At 69.6% G+C, this 14770-nt stretch carries 15 protein-coding genes; 1 reads left to right on the top strand and 14 read right to left on the bottom strand.

The window, feature by feature from the left end; translation table 11 throughout:
* Window positions 1-22: 22 nt before the first annotated feature.
* The 14 genes from SJY14_RS07720 to thyX all read right to left on the bottom strand — a co-directional run bounded on the left by SJY14_RS07720 (window position 23) and on the right by thyX (window position 13771).
* A complete protein-coding gene (locus tag SJY14_RS07720; protein WP_071257304.1) occupies window positions 23-841 on the bottom strand; it encodes a regulatory protein RecX in 819 nt (272 codons plus the stop codon).
* On the bottom strand, window positions 838-1899 hold the full coding sequence (recA, locus tag SJY14_RS07715; RefSeq protein ID WP_043596683.1) for a recombinase RecA: 1062 nt from the start codon (window positions 1897-1899) through the stop codon (window positions 838-840). The genes SJY14_RS07720 and recA overlap by 4 nt, the downstream gene beginning before the upstream one ends.
* Window positions 1900-2193: 294 nt before the next feature.
* Window positions 2194-2418 (bottom strand): DUF3046 domain-containing protein, encoded by a 225-nt coding sequence (locus tag SJY14_RS07710; RefSeq protein ID WP_396600210.1) that lies wholly within the window; start codon window positions 2416-2418, stop codon window positions 2194-2196.
* A gap of 70 nt (window positions 2419-2488) precedes the next feature.
* Window positions 2489-2797 (bottom strand): helix-turn-helix domain-containing protein, encoded by a 309-nt coding sequence (locus SJY14_RS07705; RefSeq protein WP_043596680.1) that lies wholly within the window; start codon window positions 2795-2797, stop codon window positions 2489-2491.
* 150 nt (window positions 2798-2947) lie between these two features.
* The gene (locus SJY14_RS07700) at window positions 2948-3439 is read right to left on the bottom strand and encodes a CinA family protein (RefSeq protein WP_396600209.1); all 492 of its coding nucleotides are present in this window, start codon (window positions 3437-3439) and stop codon (window positions 2948-2950) included.
* A complete protein-coding gene (pgsA, locus tag SJY14_RS07695; protein WP_071257295.1) occupies window positions 3436-4083 on the bottom strand; it encodes a CDP-diacylglycerol--glycerol-3-phosphate 3-phosphatidyltransferase in 648 nt (215 codons plus the stop codon). The genes SJY14_RS07700 and pgsA overlap by 4 nt, the downstream gene beginning before the upstream one ends.
* Window positions 4084-4086: 3 nt before the next feature.
* Entirely contained in the window at window positions 4087-6927 is a 2841-nt protein-coding gene (locus SJY14_RS07690; protein WP_396600208.1) for a DNA translocase FtsK, read from the bottom strand.
* 54 nt (window positions 6928-6981) lie between these two features.
* Window positions 6982-7524, bottom strand: a complete 543-nt coding sequence (locus SJY14_RS07685; protein ID WP_396600207.1) for an ABC transporter permease — start codon at window positions 7522-7524, stop codon at window positions 6982-6984.
* Window positions 7491-8198, bottom strand: coding sequence for an ABC transporter permease (locus SJY14_RS07680; protein WP_396600206.1), 708 nt, complete (start codon window positions 8196-8198; stop codon window positions 7491-7493). Before SJY14_RS07680 ends, SJY14_RS07685 begins: the two co-directional genes overlap by 34 nt.
* Window positions 8195-8956, bottom strand: a complete 762-nt coding sequence (locus SJY14_RS07675) for an ABC transporter ATP-binding protein (RefSeq protein WP_396600205.1) — start codon at window positions 8954-8956, stop codon at window positions 8195-8197. The genes SJY14_RS07680 and SJY14_RS07675 overlap by 4 nt, the downstream gene beginning before the upstream one ends.
* Window positions 8956-9978, bottom strand: a complete 1023-nt coding sequence (locus SJY14_RS07670) for an efflux RND transporter periplasmic adaptor subunit (RefSeq protein WP_396600204.1) — start codon at window positions 9976-9978, stop codon at window positions 8956-8958. The genes SJY14_RS07675 and SJY14_RS07670 overlap by 1 nt, the downstream gene beginning before the upstream one ends.
* A 189-nt stretch (window positions 9979-10167) precedes the next feature.
* Window positions 10168-11844: a ribonuclease J gene (locus tag SJY14_RS07665; protein WP_396600203.1), complete on the bottom strand. Its 1677-nt coding sequence runs from the start codon at window positions 11842-11844 to the stop codon at window positions 10168-10170.
* Between the two features lie 83 nt (window positions 11845-11927).
* Window positions 11928-12929 carry a 4-hydroxy-tetrahydrodipicolinate synthase gene (gene dapA, locus SJY14_RS07660; protein ID WP_369825330.1) on the bottom strand — a complete coding sequence of 334 codons (1002 nt, stop codon included), beginning with the start codon at window positions 12927-12929 and terminating at the stop codon, window positions 11928-11930.
* A 74-nt stretch (window positions 12930-13003) separates the two neighbouring features.
* Window positions 13004-13771 carry an FAD-dependent thymidylate synthase gene (thyX, locus tag SJY14_RS07655; protein ID WP_231567172.1) on the bottom strand — a complete coding sequence of 256 codons (768 nt, stop codon included), beginning with the start codon at window positions 13769-13771 and terminating at the stop codon, window positions 13004-13006.
* Window positions 13772-13862: 91 nt separating this feature from the next.
* On the opposite strand from thyX, the gene SJY14_RS07650 reads away from it, so the two are divergent.
* On the top strand, window positions 13863-14768 hold the full coding sequence (locus SJY14_RS07650) for a TIGR01777 family oxidoreductase (RefSeq protein ID WP_396600202.1): 906 nt from the start codon (window positions 13863-13865) through the stop codon (window positions 14766-14768).
* Window positions 14769-14770: the final 2 nt, after the last annotated feature.

Below are 14770 nucleotides of genomic sequence, written 5' to 3'. Positions count from 1 at the left end.
ATCGCCGCCACCCCCGGGACGGTCACTCGAAGCGGACGCCGCCGCGGCCGCTGCCACCACGGGGCAGGGCCTTCTCGATCGCACGTCGGACGACCTCGGAGCGATACCCCCGGCGCATCAGGTAACCGTTGAGACGACGTTCGGCCGTCTCGCGGTCGAGGCCGCGCAACGACCCTGCGCGTTTGCGGGCCCACTCGTCGGCACGCTCTTGCTCTTCGTCGTCGTCCGTGTCGGACAGGGCCTCGTCGATGATGGACGGGTCGATGCCCCGGGCGCGGAGTTCCGACGTGACAGCGCCCCGGCCGAGACCCTTGCGCTCTTGCTTGGACCTGATCAGGGTGGCGGCCAGTTCGGTGTCGTCGAGGAGACCGACCCGCTCGAGACGGGCGATCTCGTCGGCCACGACCGATTCGTCGAGGTCACGGGAGAGGAGCAGCTTCTCCATCTCGTGAGACGACACTCCCCGGCGCGAGAGGGCGTGCAGGCTGACGTTCTCGGCGCGTCGCTGCTGCGCTTCGAGGTCTTCGGGCCCGTCGTCGGGTTGGTCGTCGAATCCGGTCGCCTTGGGCCGGCCGGCTGCCCCCGCGCGAGAACCTCGGGCGGACGGATGGTCGCCCTCTGAGGCCGTGGATGTCGCACCGCCAGCCCAATGAGAACTGATGGCCGTCAGGACGGCCTCGGCATCGTTCGTCTGATGGGAAGCCTGGCCATCGGTCGTCGCCTCGGGAACCGAGGAACCGCTCATCGCGCCGAAGAGAGGCGTGACGGGGGCGAGCCGCCCGGTGTCGACACCGTCATCAGACGGACCCGACACCGGGGCGTCGTCGTCGCGCGAGGTCATGCGCCCTTTCGAGCGGCGATCTTCGCCTCGATCGATTCGACGGGTGCCTCGACGGGCTTGGCACCACCGACTCCGAGCTTGGCGAGGATCTTCTGCTCGATCTCTTGCGCGATGGCGGCGTTCTTGATGAGGAAGTTGCGCGAGTTCTCTTTGCCCTGGCCGAGTTGGTCGCCGTCGTAGGTGTACCAGGCACCCGACTTGCGGACGATGCCGTGCTCGACACCGAAGTCGATCAGGCTGCCCTCGCGCGAGATGCCCACGCCGTAGAGGATGTCGAACTCGGCCTGCTTGAAGGGCGGCGCCATCTTGTTCTTGACGACCTTGACGCGGGTGCGGTTGCCGACCGCGTCGGTACCGTCTTTCAGCGTCTCGATGCGCCGGATGTCGAGGCGGACGGACGCATAGAACTTGAGCGCCTTGCCACCTGCCGTCGTCTCGGGGCTGCCGAAGAAGACACCGATCTTCTCGCGCAGCTGGTTGATGAAGATCATGGTGGTGCCGGTCTGGCTGAGCCCACCGGTCAACTTGCGCAGCGCCTGAGACATGAGTCGAGCCTGCAGGCCGACGTGCGAGTCACCCATCTCGCCCTCGATCTCGGCACGCGGAACGAGGGCGGCGACCGAGTCGATGACGACGAGGTCGATCGACCCCGAGCGGACGAGCATGTCGGCGATCTCGAGCGCCTGCTCGCCGGTGTCGGGCTGCGACACCAGCAGGGCGTCGATGTCGACGCCGAGCTTCTTGGCGTACTCGGGGTCGAGAGCGTGCTCGGCGTCGATGAAGGCCGCGATGCCGCCGTTGCGCTGGGCGTTGGCGATGGCGTGCAGGGTCAGGGTCGTCTTACCCGACGACTCGGGACCGTAGATCTCGACGATGCGGCCGCGGGGGATGCCACCGATGCCGAGAGCGACGTCGAGGGCGATCGAGCCGGTCGGGATCACCGCCACGGGAGCACGCTCGTCGCTGCCGAGGCGCATGACGGCGCCCTTGCCGAACTGTCGGTCGATCTGGGCGAGAGCCGTCTCGAGGGCCTTCTCGCGGTTTTCGGCTGAGGGCATGTCGTTCTCCTTCGTGGTGGTCGTCCGTGCGCCTGTAGGCTGTCGCGTCGACGTCGACCGGTGGTGCAGGGTCGTCGTCGCTACGACAAGGCTGGTGTCGCCGGCATGTGCCGGTGACGCGGGACGTCGATGCGAGAAACGCTACGGGCCACCCCCGACATCGCGGTGGCGGTGACGGCCCGACGTGCAGAACTCGTTCGTCGACGTCCTTGTGGAGGACGCTACCATCCGTCCGAACACGTGTTCGACCCATCACTCCCGGCGTGTCGAACACACGCCCGAGAGAGCAGCACCTCAGCTGGTCGGTTCGGGCAACCCGACACCGTACCGACGGGACACCGGGACGCCCTCGGCCTCGCAGAGCGCGAGCCACACGTCGCGGGGCGATTCTCCCTGGGCGATCGCCTCATCGGCGGTCCGGTCACCGAGCGACTGGATGACGAGATCCCGGGTGATCACTCGTCCGTAGGCGTCTCCGAACTCGTCCTCGACGGCTCGGGCGAACTCGCTCTTGCGCATCAGACGAGCGTACCCCCGACGACGAACGCCCCCGGCGTGAGCCGGGGGCGTTCGGAGAGACGTCGGGCGGTCAGCGGACCGCGAGGTCGGAATCGAACTCGGCGACGAGGTCGTCCGGCAGGGTGTCGGGGATCGGGTTGAGCCCCTCGATGACCGCCATGCGGTCGCCGACCTCGCGCATGATCACCGAGATGGGGGTCTCGAGGGCGTCGGCCACGGAGGCGAGGATCTCTGAGCTCGCCTCTTTCTGACCCCGCTCGACCTCGCTGAGGTAACCGAGGGCGACGCTGGCCTTGCTCGCGACCTGGCGGAGCGTGCGGCCCTTCTGCAGACGGAAGTCGCGAAGGACGTCGCCGATTTCTTGACGTACCAGGACCATGGGGACCCTCCTTCGGGGACGACCCATCTGACGGGATGGTTTCAGATGGGGGACGACGGGTGGTGCTCGGACCGACTGACCACGACTGTAGCCATCGGGGACTGTGCACCTGTTGTGAACTCTGGAGATGTAACGAGACCGAAACGCCCGCTATTCCCTCGTCTCGACCAGCCATCGGTCGAGTACTGCCAGGGATTCGGAGACCGTGGCGTTTCGGATGGCCTGTCGGTCGCCCGTGAGCGAGAGCGAGAAGACGCGGACGTCGCCGGGCACGGCCAGACCGACGAAGACCGTACCGAGTTCGTGCCCGCCCTGGGGATCGGGGCCGGCGACGCCGGTGGTCGCGAGGCCGATGTCGGCCGGGTGCCCGTCGATCGCCAGTCGGTCACGGATCCCGGTGGCCATGGAGGCGGCGACGTCGGGATGCACGGGCCCGTGTCGCGCCAGCAGTTCAGCGTCGACCCCGAGCAACGTGTGCTTGAGCTCGGTCTGGTAGGCGACCACCCCACCACGGACGACGGCCGAGGCACCGGGCACGGACACGAGTTCGGAGACCAGGGCACCGCCGGTGAGGGACTCGGCGACGGCGACCGTCAGACGCCTGCGCGTCAGCGCGGCGACGAGGTCGGCGGCCAGCGTCACGCGCCCGCCTTGCCGTGCTTGAGCGCCACGCGCATGTAGTCGGCCCCGGAGACGAGGGTGGCGACCGTGGCCGCTGTCATGAGCACGCCGTTGACCCAGTGCATCCCCTCGCCGACGACGTTCCAGAGGGGGAAGAGCGCCAGGGTCACCGCGACCGCTTGCAGCACCGTCTTGATCTTGCCGCCGCGGGACGCCGGGATCACCCGATCACGCAGGACGGCGAAGCGGTAGACGGTGATGCCGATCTCACGGACGAGGATGAGTGCGGTGACCCACCACGGCAGCTCGCCGAGGATGGTGAGCGAGACGAGCGCTCCGCCGATCAGCACCTTGTCGGCGATCGGATCGACGATCTTGCCGAAGTCGGTCACGAGGTCGAGGCCACGGGCCAGCATGCCGTCGAGGCTGTCGGTCAGGATCGCCACGACGAACAACGCAGCGGCCCAGACACGGAGCGAACCGTCCGCCCCGTCGTCGATCAGCAACCACGCGATGAACAACGGGGCCATGAGGATGCGGACGACCGTGATGACGTTGGCGATGTTGCCGGTGCTGGCCGGCCCGGGCCCTTTCGACGCCACGCGTCCGCGGAACGAGAAGGCCGAGCGCGGGGAGGTCGGGCGGGAGCCGTCGTCGTGGCTCATGGTCTACTCCCTGCCCGTCAGGTGCCAGGCGTCTTCGCTTCCGGCGTCGTCGTCTTCCGCGTACCCACGGGTCATGGCCTCGACGGGGTCGCCGTCGTAGTCACCGGCGTCGGCCCGCGTCGCGGAGGCGGAACCCGAGGAGGCGCGACCGGCGCCGGTCTCGGAGACCGTGTCTCCGCCGCGCAGCTTCGCCAGCACACCAGGAAGCTGCTCGGTCGTGACGAGCACGTCGCGAGCCTTCGACCCTTCGGACGGCCCGACGATGTCCCGCGATTCCATGAGGTCCATGAGACGGCCGGCCTTGGCGAAGCCGACCCGGAGCTTGCGCTGGAGCATCGAGGTCGAACCGAACTGCGTGCTGACGACGAGTTCGGCGGCCGCGAGGAGCAGCTCGAGGTCGTCACCGATGTCGCCGTCGATCTCGCGCTTCTCGACCACCGCGGCGACGTCGGGGCGGTAGTCGGGACGAGCTTGGCGGGTGACGTGGGCGACGACCTGGGCGATCTCGTTCTCTTGCACCCAGGCGCCCTGCACGCGCATGGCCTTGGAGGCACCCATGGGCAGGAACAGCCCGTCGCCCTGACCGATGAGCTTGTCGGCTCCGGGCTGGTCGAGGATGACCCGCGAGTCGGTGACGCTCGAGACGGCGAAGGCGAAACGCGAGGGGACGTTGGCCTTGATGAGACCGGTCACGACGTCGACCGAAGGACGTTGTGTCGCGAGGACCAGGTGGATTCCCGAGGCGCGCGCGAGCTGGGTGATGCGGACGATGCTGTCCTCGACGTCGCGCGGAGCGACCATCATGAGGTCGGCCAACTCGTCGACCACCACGAGGAGGTAGGGATAGGGCTTGAGCTTGCGTTGACTGCCGGCCGGGAGGACTATCTCTCCGCCGACGACGGCACGGTTGAAGTCGTCGATGTGGCGGAAGCCGAAGCTGGCCAGGTCGTCGTACCTCATGTCCATCTCTTTGACCACCCACTGCAGGGCCTCGGCGGCCTTCTTGGGGTTCGTGATGATGGGCGTGATCAGATGCGGTACGCCGGCGTAGATCGAGAGTTCGACCCGCTTCGGGTCGATCAACACCATGCGCACGTCGGTCGGCTTGGCCCGCATCAGCAGCGACGTGATCATCGAGTTGATGAAGCTCGACTTGCCCGAACCGGTGGCTCCGGCGACGAGGAGGTGGGGCATCTTGGCCAGGTTGGCCACGACGTAGCCGCCCTCGACGTCTTTGCCGACGCCGATGGTCAGCGGGTGGACGCTCTTGCTCGCCGCTGAGGACCGCAGGACGTCGCCGAGCGCGACGATCTCTTTGTCGGTGTTGGGGATCTCGACGCCGATGGCGCTCTTGCCGGGGATGGGCGACAGGATGCGGACCTCGTTGGAGGCCACCGCGTAGGCCAGGTTCTTGGTCAGGGCGGTGACCCGCTCGACCTTGACGCCGGGGCCGAGTTCGATCTCGTAGCGCGTGACGGTCGGACCGCGCTTGAGGCCGGTTACCTTGGCGTCGACGTTGAACTGGTCGAGCACCTGGCTGATGGCGGCCACGATCGCGTCGTTGGCCTCGCTGCGCGCCTTGGCGGGCTCACCGACCGACAGGCTCGAGGCGGCGGGGAGACGGTAGGGGGCGCTCTCGGCACCGTCGTCCACCTCGTCGAGCGAGGGCGGGGCTGCCTCGTCGGGATCGACCGCGAGGAAATCGGCGGCGGCGTCGCTCTCGCCGACGGGTTCGGTCGGCACCACCGGGAGGACCGTCGTCGACGCGGTCGCCTGGACGGGCGGGACGTCGAACCCCTGGGCGCGGACGGCGTCCTCGGCTCGATCGAGGTCACCGAGGAGGTCGGCCGAGAAGACGTCGGTCGGAGCCGTCGGTGGGGCGGCGGCCCCGGCGGTACCGGCCGCCGCCGCACCGCCCGCCTCGTCGGGGCTCGGTTCGAACGCCGGCTTCTTGCGACGACGCCGCCCGAGCGTCTCGGTGGCAGAGGTCTCTTCCGCTTTCACGAGCGGGGTGTCGTACGCCGGGTCGTCCTCGCGCTGGTCCTTGTTGCGCCGCCACCAGGGCAGCGACTCGGACTCGGCCAGGTCGACGAGGTCGGCATCACCGTCGGCCCCGGCCGCCCCCGAGGTCGTCTCACCGAAGAGGTAGGAGTACAGCTCGCCGAGACGACGGTGGATGCGGTTCGGCGGGGTCTTGGTGATGATGAGCAGCGAGAACGCCAGCAGGATGACGACCAGAGGAACCGCGACCCATTCGGTGGCGAGAGCGACGAGCCACGACGCGACGACCCAGCCCAGCACGCCTCCACCCGTGGCGAGGGCGCGGAGCCCTGCCGCGGCTTCGGGTTGCCCGCCGAAGATGTGACACAGCGCGCTGATCGAGACGATCGAGAGGCCGAGCCCGATGCCGATGCGGGTGTTGTCGTGCACGGACGCCGGGTGCCGGAAGAGCCAACCCGCGAAGAGGATCATGATGACCGGCAGGGCGTAGGCGACGCGTCCCACGAGCCCGCCGAACGTGTACGCGTCGAATCCGATCGCGACGGGGCTGGTCGGGTTCAGCCACTCGACGACCGCCCCGGCGATCGCGAGCAGGACGAGCAGGAACGGCACGCCGTCTCGTCGCTCGTCTTTCGCCAAGGACTCCTTGCCGAGGAGCCGGAACGCGCCGCCGGTCAGGTGCGCGAGCCCCATCCACGCCGCCACGAGCGGCCCGGGGCCCTCGCGGACCGGGTCGGGCTGGTGGGGTGCGGGCAGCTTCTTGGTCGCCTTCGTGGCGCCGGAGGTCTGCGACGCTCGCGACGACGAACGCGCGCGCGCAGTCGACTTGGTGGGCGTGGCCATGGGCTCAAAGGTACCTCTCAGCACCGACAGCGGCCGGAGGTGCTCCGGTGTGTGTCAGTAGCGGATGGCGTCGATGACCTTCACACGGATCGCCACGAGAGCCGGGAGCAGACCGGCCACCGCCCCGATCGCCGTGGCCGACGCCAGACCGATCAGGGCCGCCTCGACGGGGAACGGGGGGAGGTCGCTGACTGCGCCCTGGGCGATGAAGCCCTGCACCGTCGGGTTCTCGACGACGAGGACGGCCAGCATCACGCCCACGACGCCAGCCACGACCGTGCCGACGACGCTCTCGAGCATGACCGAGAAGAAGACCCGGGGAGCCGTGGCGCCGAAGGACCGACGCACGCCGATCTCGCGGATGCGCTGCCGGACGGTCACGAGCGCGATGTTGACGAGGCCGAGACCGCCGAGCAGCAACACCAGCACGCCGACCCCCGTGATGATCGACTTGATCGGACCGAACGGGTCGGCGTCGCCGCCCGCGGCGTAGTCCTGCCGCGAGACGTCGACCTGCACGTCGTCGCCGAGGGTGGCCCCCAGGTCGGACGCCACCTGGGCGCTCAGCGCGTCGCTGGTCTCGGGTGGCAGCCACATCTCGTACTGGGGGTCTCGACGCCGTAGCTCGCCAGGGCGAGGTCGTAGTCGGGTATCGGCAGCAGGTACATCTGCGGGCCGTCGTACTCGGACGAGGCCGAGACGCCGGTGACGACGAGCGTGACGGAGTCGGCCCCCCGGACGAGCAAGGTCGGATGGGACGACAACGGCGGGGAGCCCAGCTGCCGCCAGAGCACCTCGTTGACGATGACGGGCGGCGCGAGACGGGACGCGTCGGCGTCGGTGAACCACGAACCGTCGGTCATGACGACCCGGTGCATCTCGCCGTAGGGGACGTCGACGGTGACGGCCGCCACCTCCGTGACCCCGTCCGGCAACTGGACGGCGCGGTTGCCGTAGACGACGCGACTGGTCTGCTCGATCCCGTAGCGTGCCGTCGTCGTGGCGAACGCGTCCTCGATCGCCTCGGTGCTCGGTGAGGTGGTGCCGTTCGAATACGCGTTGACGTAGTAGTTCGCGGGGCGCCCCCCGAACCGCTCGGCGCTCTCGCGCGACGACTGCTCGGCGAGCCCACCGAGGGCGACCACGCCGGTCAGGGCCGCGACGGCGACGGCCACCCCGATCAGGCTGAGCAGCACGCGCAGCTTGTTGACGCGGAGTTCGGCCCAGGCCTCGGCGAAGGCCCCCACCACGTCGGCAACCGCGCGCTTCACGCGTCGACCTCGTCCCGGAGGGGCGACGTCGACGCGGCAGGTGACGACATCGGTCTCGGCGTCCCGAGGGCCCCGTCGACCGACGCCGAGAGGACGCCGGTGTCGAGCTGGTAGTGCCTCGAGGCCCGGGCGGCGACCGCGAGGTCGTGGGTGATCGTCACCAGGGCGGCCTCGTTCTCGGTCGCGATGCCGTCGAGCAGCGTCATCACGCCTGCGCCGGTCTCGACGTCGAGCGCACCGGTGGGTTCGTCGGCGAGGATGACGCGCGGCCGGCGGACGAGCGATCGGGCGATCGCCACGCGCTGCTGTTCGCCGCCCGACAGGCGGTGGGGCATCGAGTCGGCCCGGTGGCCGAGGCCGACGCGCTCGAGCATCTCGCCCGCGATGGACCGGCGACGCCAGAACTCGGCACCCGACGAGTAGAGCAGCGGGGTCATGACGTTCTCGAGCGCCGTGCGCCCCTGCAGCAGGTTGAACTGCTGGAAGATGAACCCGACCTGGGCGCCTCTCAGCCGATCGCGCCGACCGCGCCGGATCGAGCGCACGTCGACGTCGTCGAACCAGTGCGTCCCCGTCGTGGGCTCGTCGATGAGCCCGAGGATGTTGAGCAACGTCGACTTGCCCGACCCCGAGCGCCCCACGATGCTGACGTGCTCGCCCGCGTCCACCTCGAGGTCGACGCCCGTGAGGATGTCCAGGGTCCGGTCGTCGGCGAGGGGCACCGTCTTGGTGACCGCCTCGAGCCTGATGAGGGCCATCAGCTGCAGAGGTCCGCGCCCGTGGCGGGATCGACGCAGTCGTCCTGCGGCGCGGCAGCGGCGCCCGGGACGAACTCGAGCACCAGGTCGCCCTCGGCCAGGCCACCGGTGACCTCGACGATCGTGCCGTCGTTGATGCCGAGCGTGACGTCGCGCTTCTCGGCGGAGCCGTCCGCCCCGACGACCGAGACGACGCCCTTCCCGGCCGCGCCCTCGACGGCCGTGAGGGGCACGGTGAGGACGTCGGTGGCGACGCCGGCCGGGATGGTCAGCTCGGCGGCGAGCCCGCCGAAGACGGTGACGTCGCCCGGGACGACGCAGGAGACGCTCTGGCCCGACGAGTCCCCAGTCGACGTGGAGGCGTCACCGCCGTCGTCCGACCCGGTGGACGACGAGGTGCTCCCCCCGACGGTGAGCGCCGTACACGGGAACGGCGCTGGCCCCCCGGTGATGGCGACGGACCCCTCGGCCGGCCGACTGACGAGACGGTACAGCTGGTCCGCGGCGAGGGACCCCGTCACGTGGAACGTGGGAGGCGCGACCTGCGCGACCGCGTCACCCACGACGACCGTCTGGTCCTTGATCACGGCGACCGACGTGATCGTCCCGGCCACCGGAGCCGTGATGACGGCCGTCTTGACGATCGGCTTGCGCTCGGTCACGGTGCCGTCGGCGGCCACGAGGGGCTCTTGCGGCGTCTCGGACCGGAGCGTGGCGAGCCGGTCGCCCGCGGCGACCGCCTGCCCCTTCACGACGTCGACGCCGGTGACCGTGCCCGCGAGCGTCGCGGGCACAGGGGCCGCCGGGTCGGCGACCACGGTCCCGTCGACCACCACGTCGTTGGTGATGGTGCCGACGGCCACCGCGATCTGCGGTTCGACGAGCTCGCCGGTGGGGACGGCCACGGTGTCGTCACCGGCGGCCGGGGCCGCGAAGAACGCGAGCTTGACGAGTGCCGCCGCGATGGCGACGAAGATCAGGATGCGCAGGATCGGTAAGACCCAGACTTTGGCGATGCGCACGGCTACCCCCGGTCGATGTGCTGACGTGTCAGACGTCACCGTAGCGAGGCCCGAGACCTTGCCGCCTCACCCCTGAGGATGACCAGGAGCCTGAGATCTCTTCTTCGAGGACCGGGGGCGGTCGACCGTCCCGGGGACTACGACGGCCCGCGGGGTCTCCCCCGCGGGCCGTCGTCGTGAACGCGTGGCTCAGGCGCTGATGACCACCGGCACGATCATCGGACGACGACGGTGCTGCGTGTTCACCCACCGGCCGACCGTGCGACGCACGACCTGGCTGAAGGCGTGCGTGTCGCGCGTGCCGTTCTCGGCGGCCTCGGTGAGGGCCGCGATGATCTTCGGCTTGACGTCGTCGAACACCCGCTCGTCTTCGGCGAAGCCGCGCGACTGGATCTCGGGCCCGACCACGACACGGCCCGTCGACGCGTCCATGGCGATGAAGACCGAGATGAAGCCCTCTTCGCTCAGGATGCGACGGTCCTTCAGATCGGCGTCGGTGATCTCACCGACGGTCGAGCCGTCGACGTAGACGTAGCCGATGTCGAGCTGGCCGACGACCTTGGCGACGCCGTCGCGCAGGTCGACGACGATGCCGTCTTCGCCGAGGATGGTGTTCTTCTGCGGCACACCGGTCCGGACCGCCAGCGCCGCGTTGGCGTAGAGGTGGCGGTGCTCGCCATGGACCGGCATGACGTTCTTCGGCCGCAGGATGTTGTAGCAGTACAGCAGCTCGCCGGCCGAGGCGTGCCCCGAGACGTGCACCTTGGCGTTGCCCTTGTGGACGACCTTGGCCCCGAGTTTCGTGAGGCCGTCGATGACCCGGTAGACCGCGTTCTCGTTGCCGGGGATCAGGCTCGACGCGAGGATGATCGTGTCGTCCGCGCCGATCTCGATCTGGTGCTCGAGGTTCGCCATGCGGGCGAGGACGGCCATGGGCTCGCCCTGCGACCCGGTGCTCATGTAGACGATGCGGTCGTCGGGCAGGTCTTTCGCCTTCTTGGCGTCGATCAGGACGCCGTCCGGCACCTTGAGGTACCCCAGGTCGGCGGCGATGCCCATGTTGCGCACCATCGAGCGTCCCATGAAGGCGACGCGGCGACCGTTGGCGTGGGCCGCGTCGAGCACCTGCTGGACGCGGTGCACGTGGCTCGAGAAGCTCGCGACGACCACGCGGCGGGGAGCACGGCGGATCACGTCGTCGAGCACGGGCCCGATGTCCCGCTCGAGCGCGGTGAACCCGGGCACGTCGGCGTTCGTCGAGTCGGGCAGGAACAGGTCGACGCCCTCTTCACCGAGGCGGGCGAACGCCCGCAGGTCGGTGATGCGGTCGTCGAGCGGCAGCTGGTCCATCTTGAAGTCGCCGGTGTGCAGCACGGTCCCCGCCGAGGTGCGGATGGCGACCGCGAGGGCGTCCGGGATCGAGTGGTTGACCGCGATGAACTCGAGGTCGTACGGCCCGAGCGACTCACGCCCGCCCTCTTTGACGGCGAGGGTGTAGGGCGTGATGCGGTGCTCTTTGAGCTTCGCCTCGATCAGCGCGAGCGTCAGCTGCGAGCCGATCAGCGGGATGTCCTTGCGGAGGCGCAACAGGTAGGGCACGGCACCGATGTGGTCCTCGTGCCCGTGCGTGAGCACGACGGCCAGGATGTCGTCGAGGCGATCGCGGATGGGCGAGAAGTCGGGCAGGATCAGGTCGACTCCGGGCTGGTGCTCTTCGGGGAAGAGCACGCCGCAGTCGACGATCAGCAGCTTGCCGTCGATCTCGTAGACCGTCATGTTGCGGCCGATCTCGCCGAGGCCGCCGACGGGGATCACGCGGAGCGTGCCCTGGGCGAGTTCTCGGGGAGCGTGGATTGTCGTGGGCATCTGTTCCTTCGGTAGGTGTGGGGCTCGTGCCCCGGTGTGCGGGAGGTCTGCGGCCGACGTCGTCGTCGGCGGGGATCAGGAGGTCAGCGTGTGGTGCCGTGCACCTTGGGCAGCGCACCGCCGGCGGCCGCGTTGCGGTCGGGCCGGAAGCGGCTGAGGTCGAGGCCGGGGATCGACCCGACGTGCGACAGCTCGTCCTCGATCAGGGCGGCCTCGCTGTCTTCCGGGCCGACCAGGGGCAGACGCACCCGGGGGCTCGAGATGCGACCGAGGCCGTGCAGGATGTACTTCGCCGCGACGGTGCCCGGCACGTGGGTCATGACGGCGCGGACGAGGGGCTCGAGCATCTGGTGCGCCTCGGTCGCCGTGTGCAGGTCGCCGGCGTTCACGGCGTCGACGATGGTGCGGTACGGGGCTGCCGCGATGTTCGCGGTGACGCCGATGAGGCCCGAGGCGCCGATGGCGAGGTGCGGCAGCACGTTCGCGTCGTCGCCCGAGAAGTAGAGCAGGTCGGTCTGGTTCAGGACCCGGCTGACCTCGGCGAAGTCGCCCTTGGCGTCCTTCACCGCGACGATGTTGGGGTGCTTGGCGGCCCGGAGCAGGGTCTCGTACTTGATGGGGATGCCGGTGCGGCCGGGGATGTCGTACAGGATGACCGGCAGGTCGGTCGCGTCGGCGATCATGCGGAAGTGCGTCAGGACACCGGCCTGCGTGGGCTTGTTGTAGTACGGCGTGACGATCATGACGCCGTCGGCGCCGGCCTTCTCGCTGGCCTTGTAGAGCTGGATGGCGTGCGCGGTCTCGTTCGAACCGCCACCCGTGATGATCTTGGCCCGACCGGCGGCCACCGACTTGCCCACCTCGACGAGACGGAGCTTCTCGGGGTCGGTCAGGGTGCTGGTCTCGCCCGTGGTGCCGGTGACGACGATGCCGTCGGCCCCGGCGGTGATGCAGTCGTCGATGTGTTTCTCGACGGCCGGCCAGTCGACCTCGCCGTCAGCGGTGAACGGCGTCACGAGGGCGACGAGGACCTGACCGAAGGGGTTGCTGATGTTCGACACGCCCTCCAGCGTACTGGCTCGCATCGGGCCCGACCTCCCCCGCGCCGCGTCCGACACCCCCGGTCAGGAGGCGCGGGTCGCGTCGGCGAGGACGGCCGTCAGGGAGCGACGCGCCCGTTCGCCCCGAACGCCGCGTAGGTGAGGGGCATGAGCTCGGCCCAGAGGTCTTCCATCTTCTCGGCGCACATCTCGATCTCACGCTGCGGGAAGGACGGGAAGTGGGTGCCCTCGCGCTTGGTCCGCAGGCTGAGGAAGTTCATCAGGGACCGGGCGTTCACGGTCACGTACATCGACGAGTAGATGTTCAACGGCAGCACGATGCGCGCGACCTCGCGGGCGATGCCGGCGTCGAGCATGCGCTGGTACGCCTCGAACGCCTGGACCGACGCGGCGCGGGTGGCCTCGTCGACCAGGGCGGACTGCTCGGGCGTGCCGGGCAGGAAGTCGTAGGCGCCGGGCTTGCCGACCTGCTGCAGGTTGCGGGTCGGGGCGGGCACGTAGAAGACGGGGTTGAGCTCGCGGTAACGACCGCTCTCTTCGTTGTAGCTCGCCATGCGGTGACGCATGAACTCGCGGAAGACGAAGATCGGCGCCTGCACGTAGAAGGTCATCGAGTTGTGCTCGAACGGCGAGCCGTGGCGGTCGCGCATCAGGTAGTTGATGAGGCCGGCGCCCTTGGTCGCCTGGGCGCCGTCGGCGGAGGCCTGAGCGCCGTCGAGGGTCAGCTCGCCCATGGTGGAGACCCGGGCCGCGAACAGCACGTCGGAGTCGTGGGCGCTCGAGCGGACCAGCTCGACGGTGACGTCGGAGCGGAACTCGGGAGTCTTGGCGGAGGGCACGGCGGGGGTGGCTTCGGTCTCGGGCACGGCGTCGACTCTACCTCGCAGGACCCTCCCGACGGGAAGCACCTCGGGCACCGGCGGACGCTCCCCCAGCGGGCCGGATTACGGTGGCCCCATGACCGACGCACTCACCGTCCTGATCTCCGGCGCCAGCGGCATGATCGGCACCGAACTCACCCGCCAGCTGCGCGAGGCAGGCCACCGTCCGCTCTCGTTGGTGCGTCACGAACCCCGAGCCGAGGACGAGTACACCTGGGTGCCGAGTGCCGGCATCGTCGACCACGACCTGATCGCCCGCGCGGACGCCGTCGTGAACCTGGCCGGCGCCTCCTTGGGTCGTCTGCCCTGGACTGCCGGGTACAAGCGCGACATCCTCGAGTCGCGCCTGGCCGCGACGTCGACGCTGGTGGACGGAATGGCTGCGGCCTCGACACCCCCCGCGACGTTCCTCAGCGGCTCGGCCGTCGGCGTCTACGGCGACCGTCCGGGCGAACGACTGACCGAGTCGAGCGGCCGGGGTGAGGGGTTCCTCAGCGACGTCGTCGTCGCCTGGGAGGCCGCCGCCGAGAAGGCCCCCGAGGCCACACGCGTCGTGACGCTGCGGACCGGCATCGTGATCGGACCCGGAGGAGGCGCGCTCAAGCCCCTGCTGCCGCTCACCAAGCTGGGCCTCGGCTCGCGACTGGGCACCGGCGACCAGTTCTGGCCCTGGATCAGCCTGCACGACGAGGCCGCCGCGATCGTGCACCTGCTCACGTCGTCCGTGTCAGGGCCCGTGAACCTGGTCGGACCCACGCCGGCGACGAGTGACCTGATCACGCGGACCCTGGCGGCCGACCTGCACCGCCCCTACCTGCTGGGCGTGCCCGAGGTCGTCATCTCGACCGCCATGCAGGAGGCCGGGCGCGAGATGCTGCTGCCCAGCCAGCAGGTCGTGCCCGAGGCGCTCGAGCGCGACGGTTTCGTGTTCGAGCACCGCACGGTCGAGGACGCACTGACGGCGTTCGTCGACGCGCTCTGACC

It is taken from the genome of Frigoribacterium sp. R86507, from assembly GCF_044597695.1.
In the GTDB taxonomy this organism is placed as follows: domain Bacteria; phylum Actinomycetota; class Actinomycetes; order Actinomycetales; family Microbacteriaceae; genus Frigoribacterium.
Note: the sequence above shows the minus strand (reverse complement) of the source record. Positions and strands in the feature narration are given on the sequence as shown.

Bases quoted from the DNA above. Each gene is read 5' to 3' on its own strand.
- SJY14_RS07720 (WP_071257304.1), bottom strand. From the start codon at position 841: ATGACCTCGCGCGACGACGACGCCCCGGTGTCGGGTCCGTCTGATGAC.
- recA (WP_043596683.1), bottom strand. From the start codon at position 1,899: ATGCCCTCAGCCGAAAACCGCGAGAAGGCCCTCGAGACGGCTCTCGCC.
- SJY14_RS07710 (WP_396600210.1), bottom strand. From the start codon at position 2,418: ATGCGCAAGAGCGAGTTCGCCCGAGCCGTCGAGGACGAGTTCGGAGAC.
- SJY14_RS07705 (WP_043596680.1), bottom strand. From the start codon at position 2,797: ATGGTCCTGGTACGTCAAGAAATCGGCGACGTCCTTCGCGACTTCCGT.
- pgsA (WP_071257295.1), bottom strand. From the start codon at position 4,083: ATGAGCCACGACGACGGCTCCCGCCCGACCTCCCCGCGCTCGGCCTTC.
- SJY14_RS07690 (WP_396600208.1), bottom strand. From the start codon at position 6,927: ATGGCCACGCCCACCAAGTCGACTGCGCGCGCGCGTTCGTCGTCGCGA.
- SJY14_RS07685 (WP_396600207.1), bottom strand. From the start codon at position 7,524: ATGTGGCTGCCACCCGAGACCAGCGACGCGCTGAGCGCCCAGGTGGCG.
- SJY14_RS07675 (WP_396600205.1), bottom strand. From the start codon at position 8,956: ATGGCCCTCATCAGGCTCGAGGCGGTCACCAAGACGGTGCCCCTCGCC.
- SJY14_RS07665 (WP_396600203.1), bottom strand. From the start codon at position 11,844: ATGCCCACGACAATCCACGCTCCCCGAGAACTCGCCCAGGGCACGCTC.
- dapA (WP_369825330.1), bottom strand. From the start codon at position 12,929: ATGCGAGCCAGTACGCTGGAGGGCGTGTCGAACATCAGCAACCCCTTC.
- SJY14_RS07650 (WP_396600202.1), top strand. From the start codon at position 13,863: ATGACCGACGCACTCACCGTCCTGATCTCCGGCGCCAGCGGCATGATC.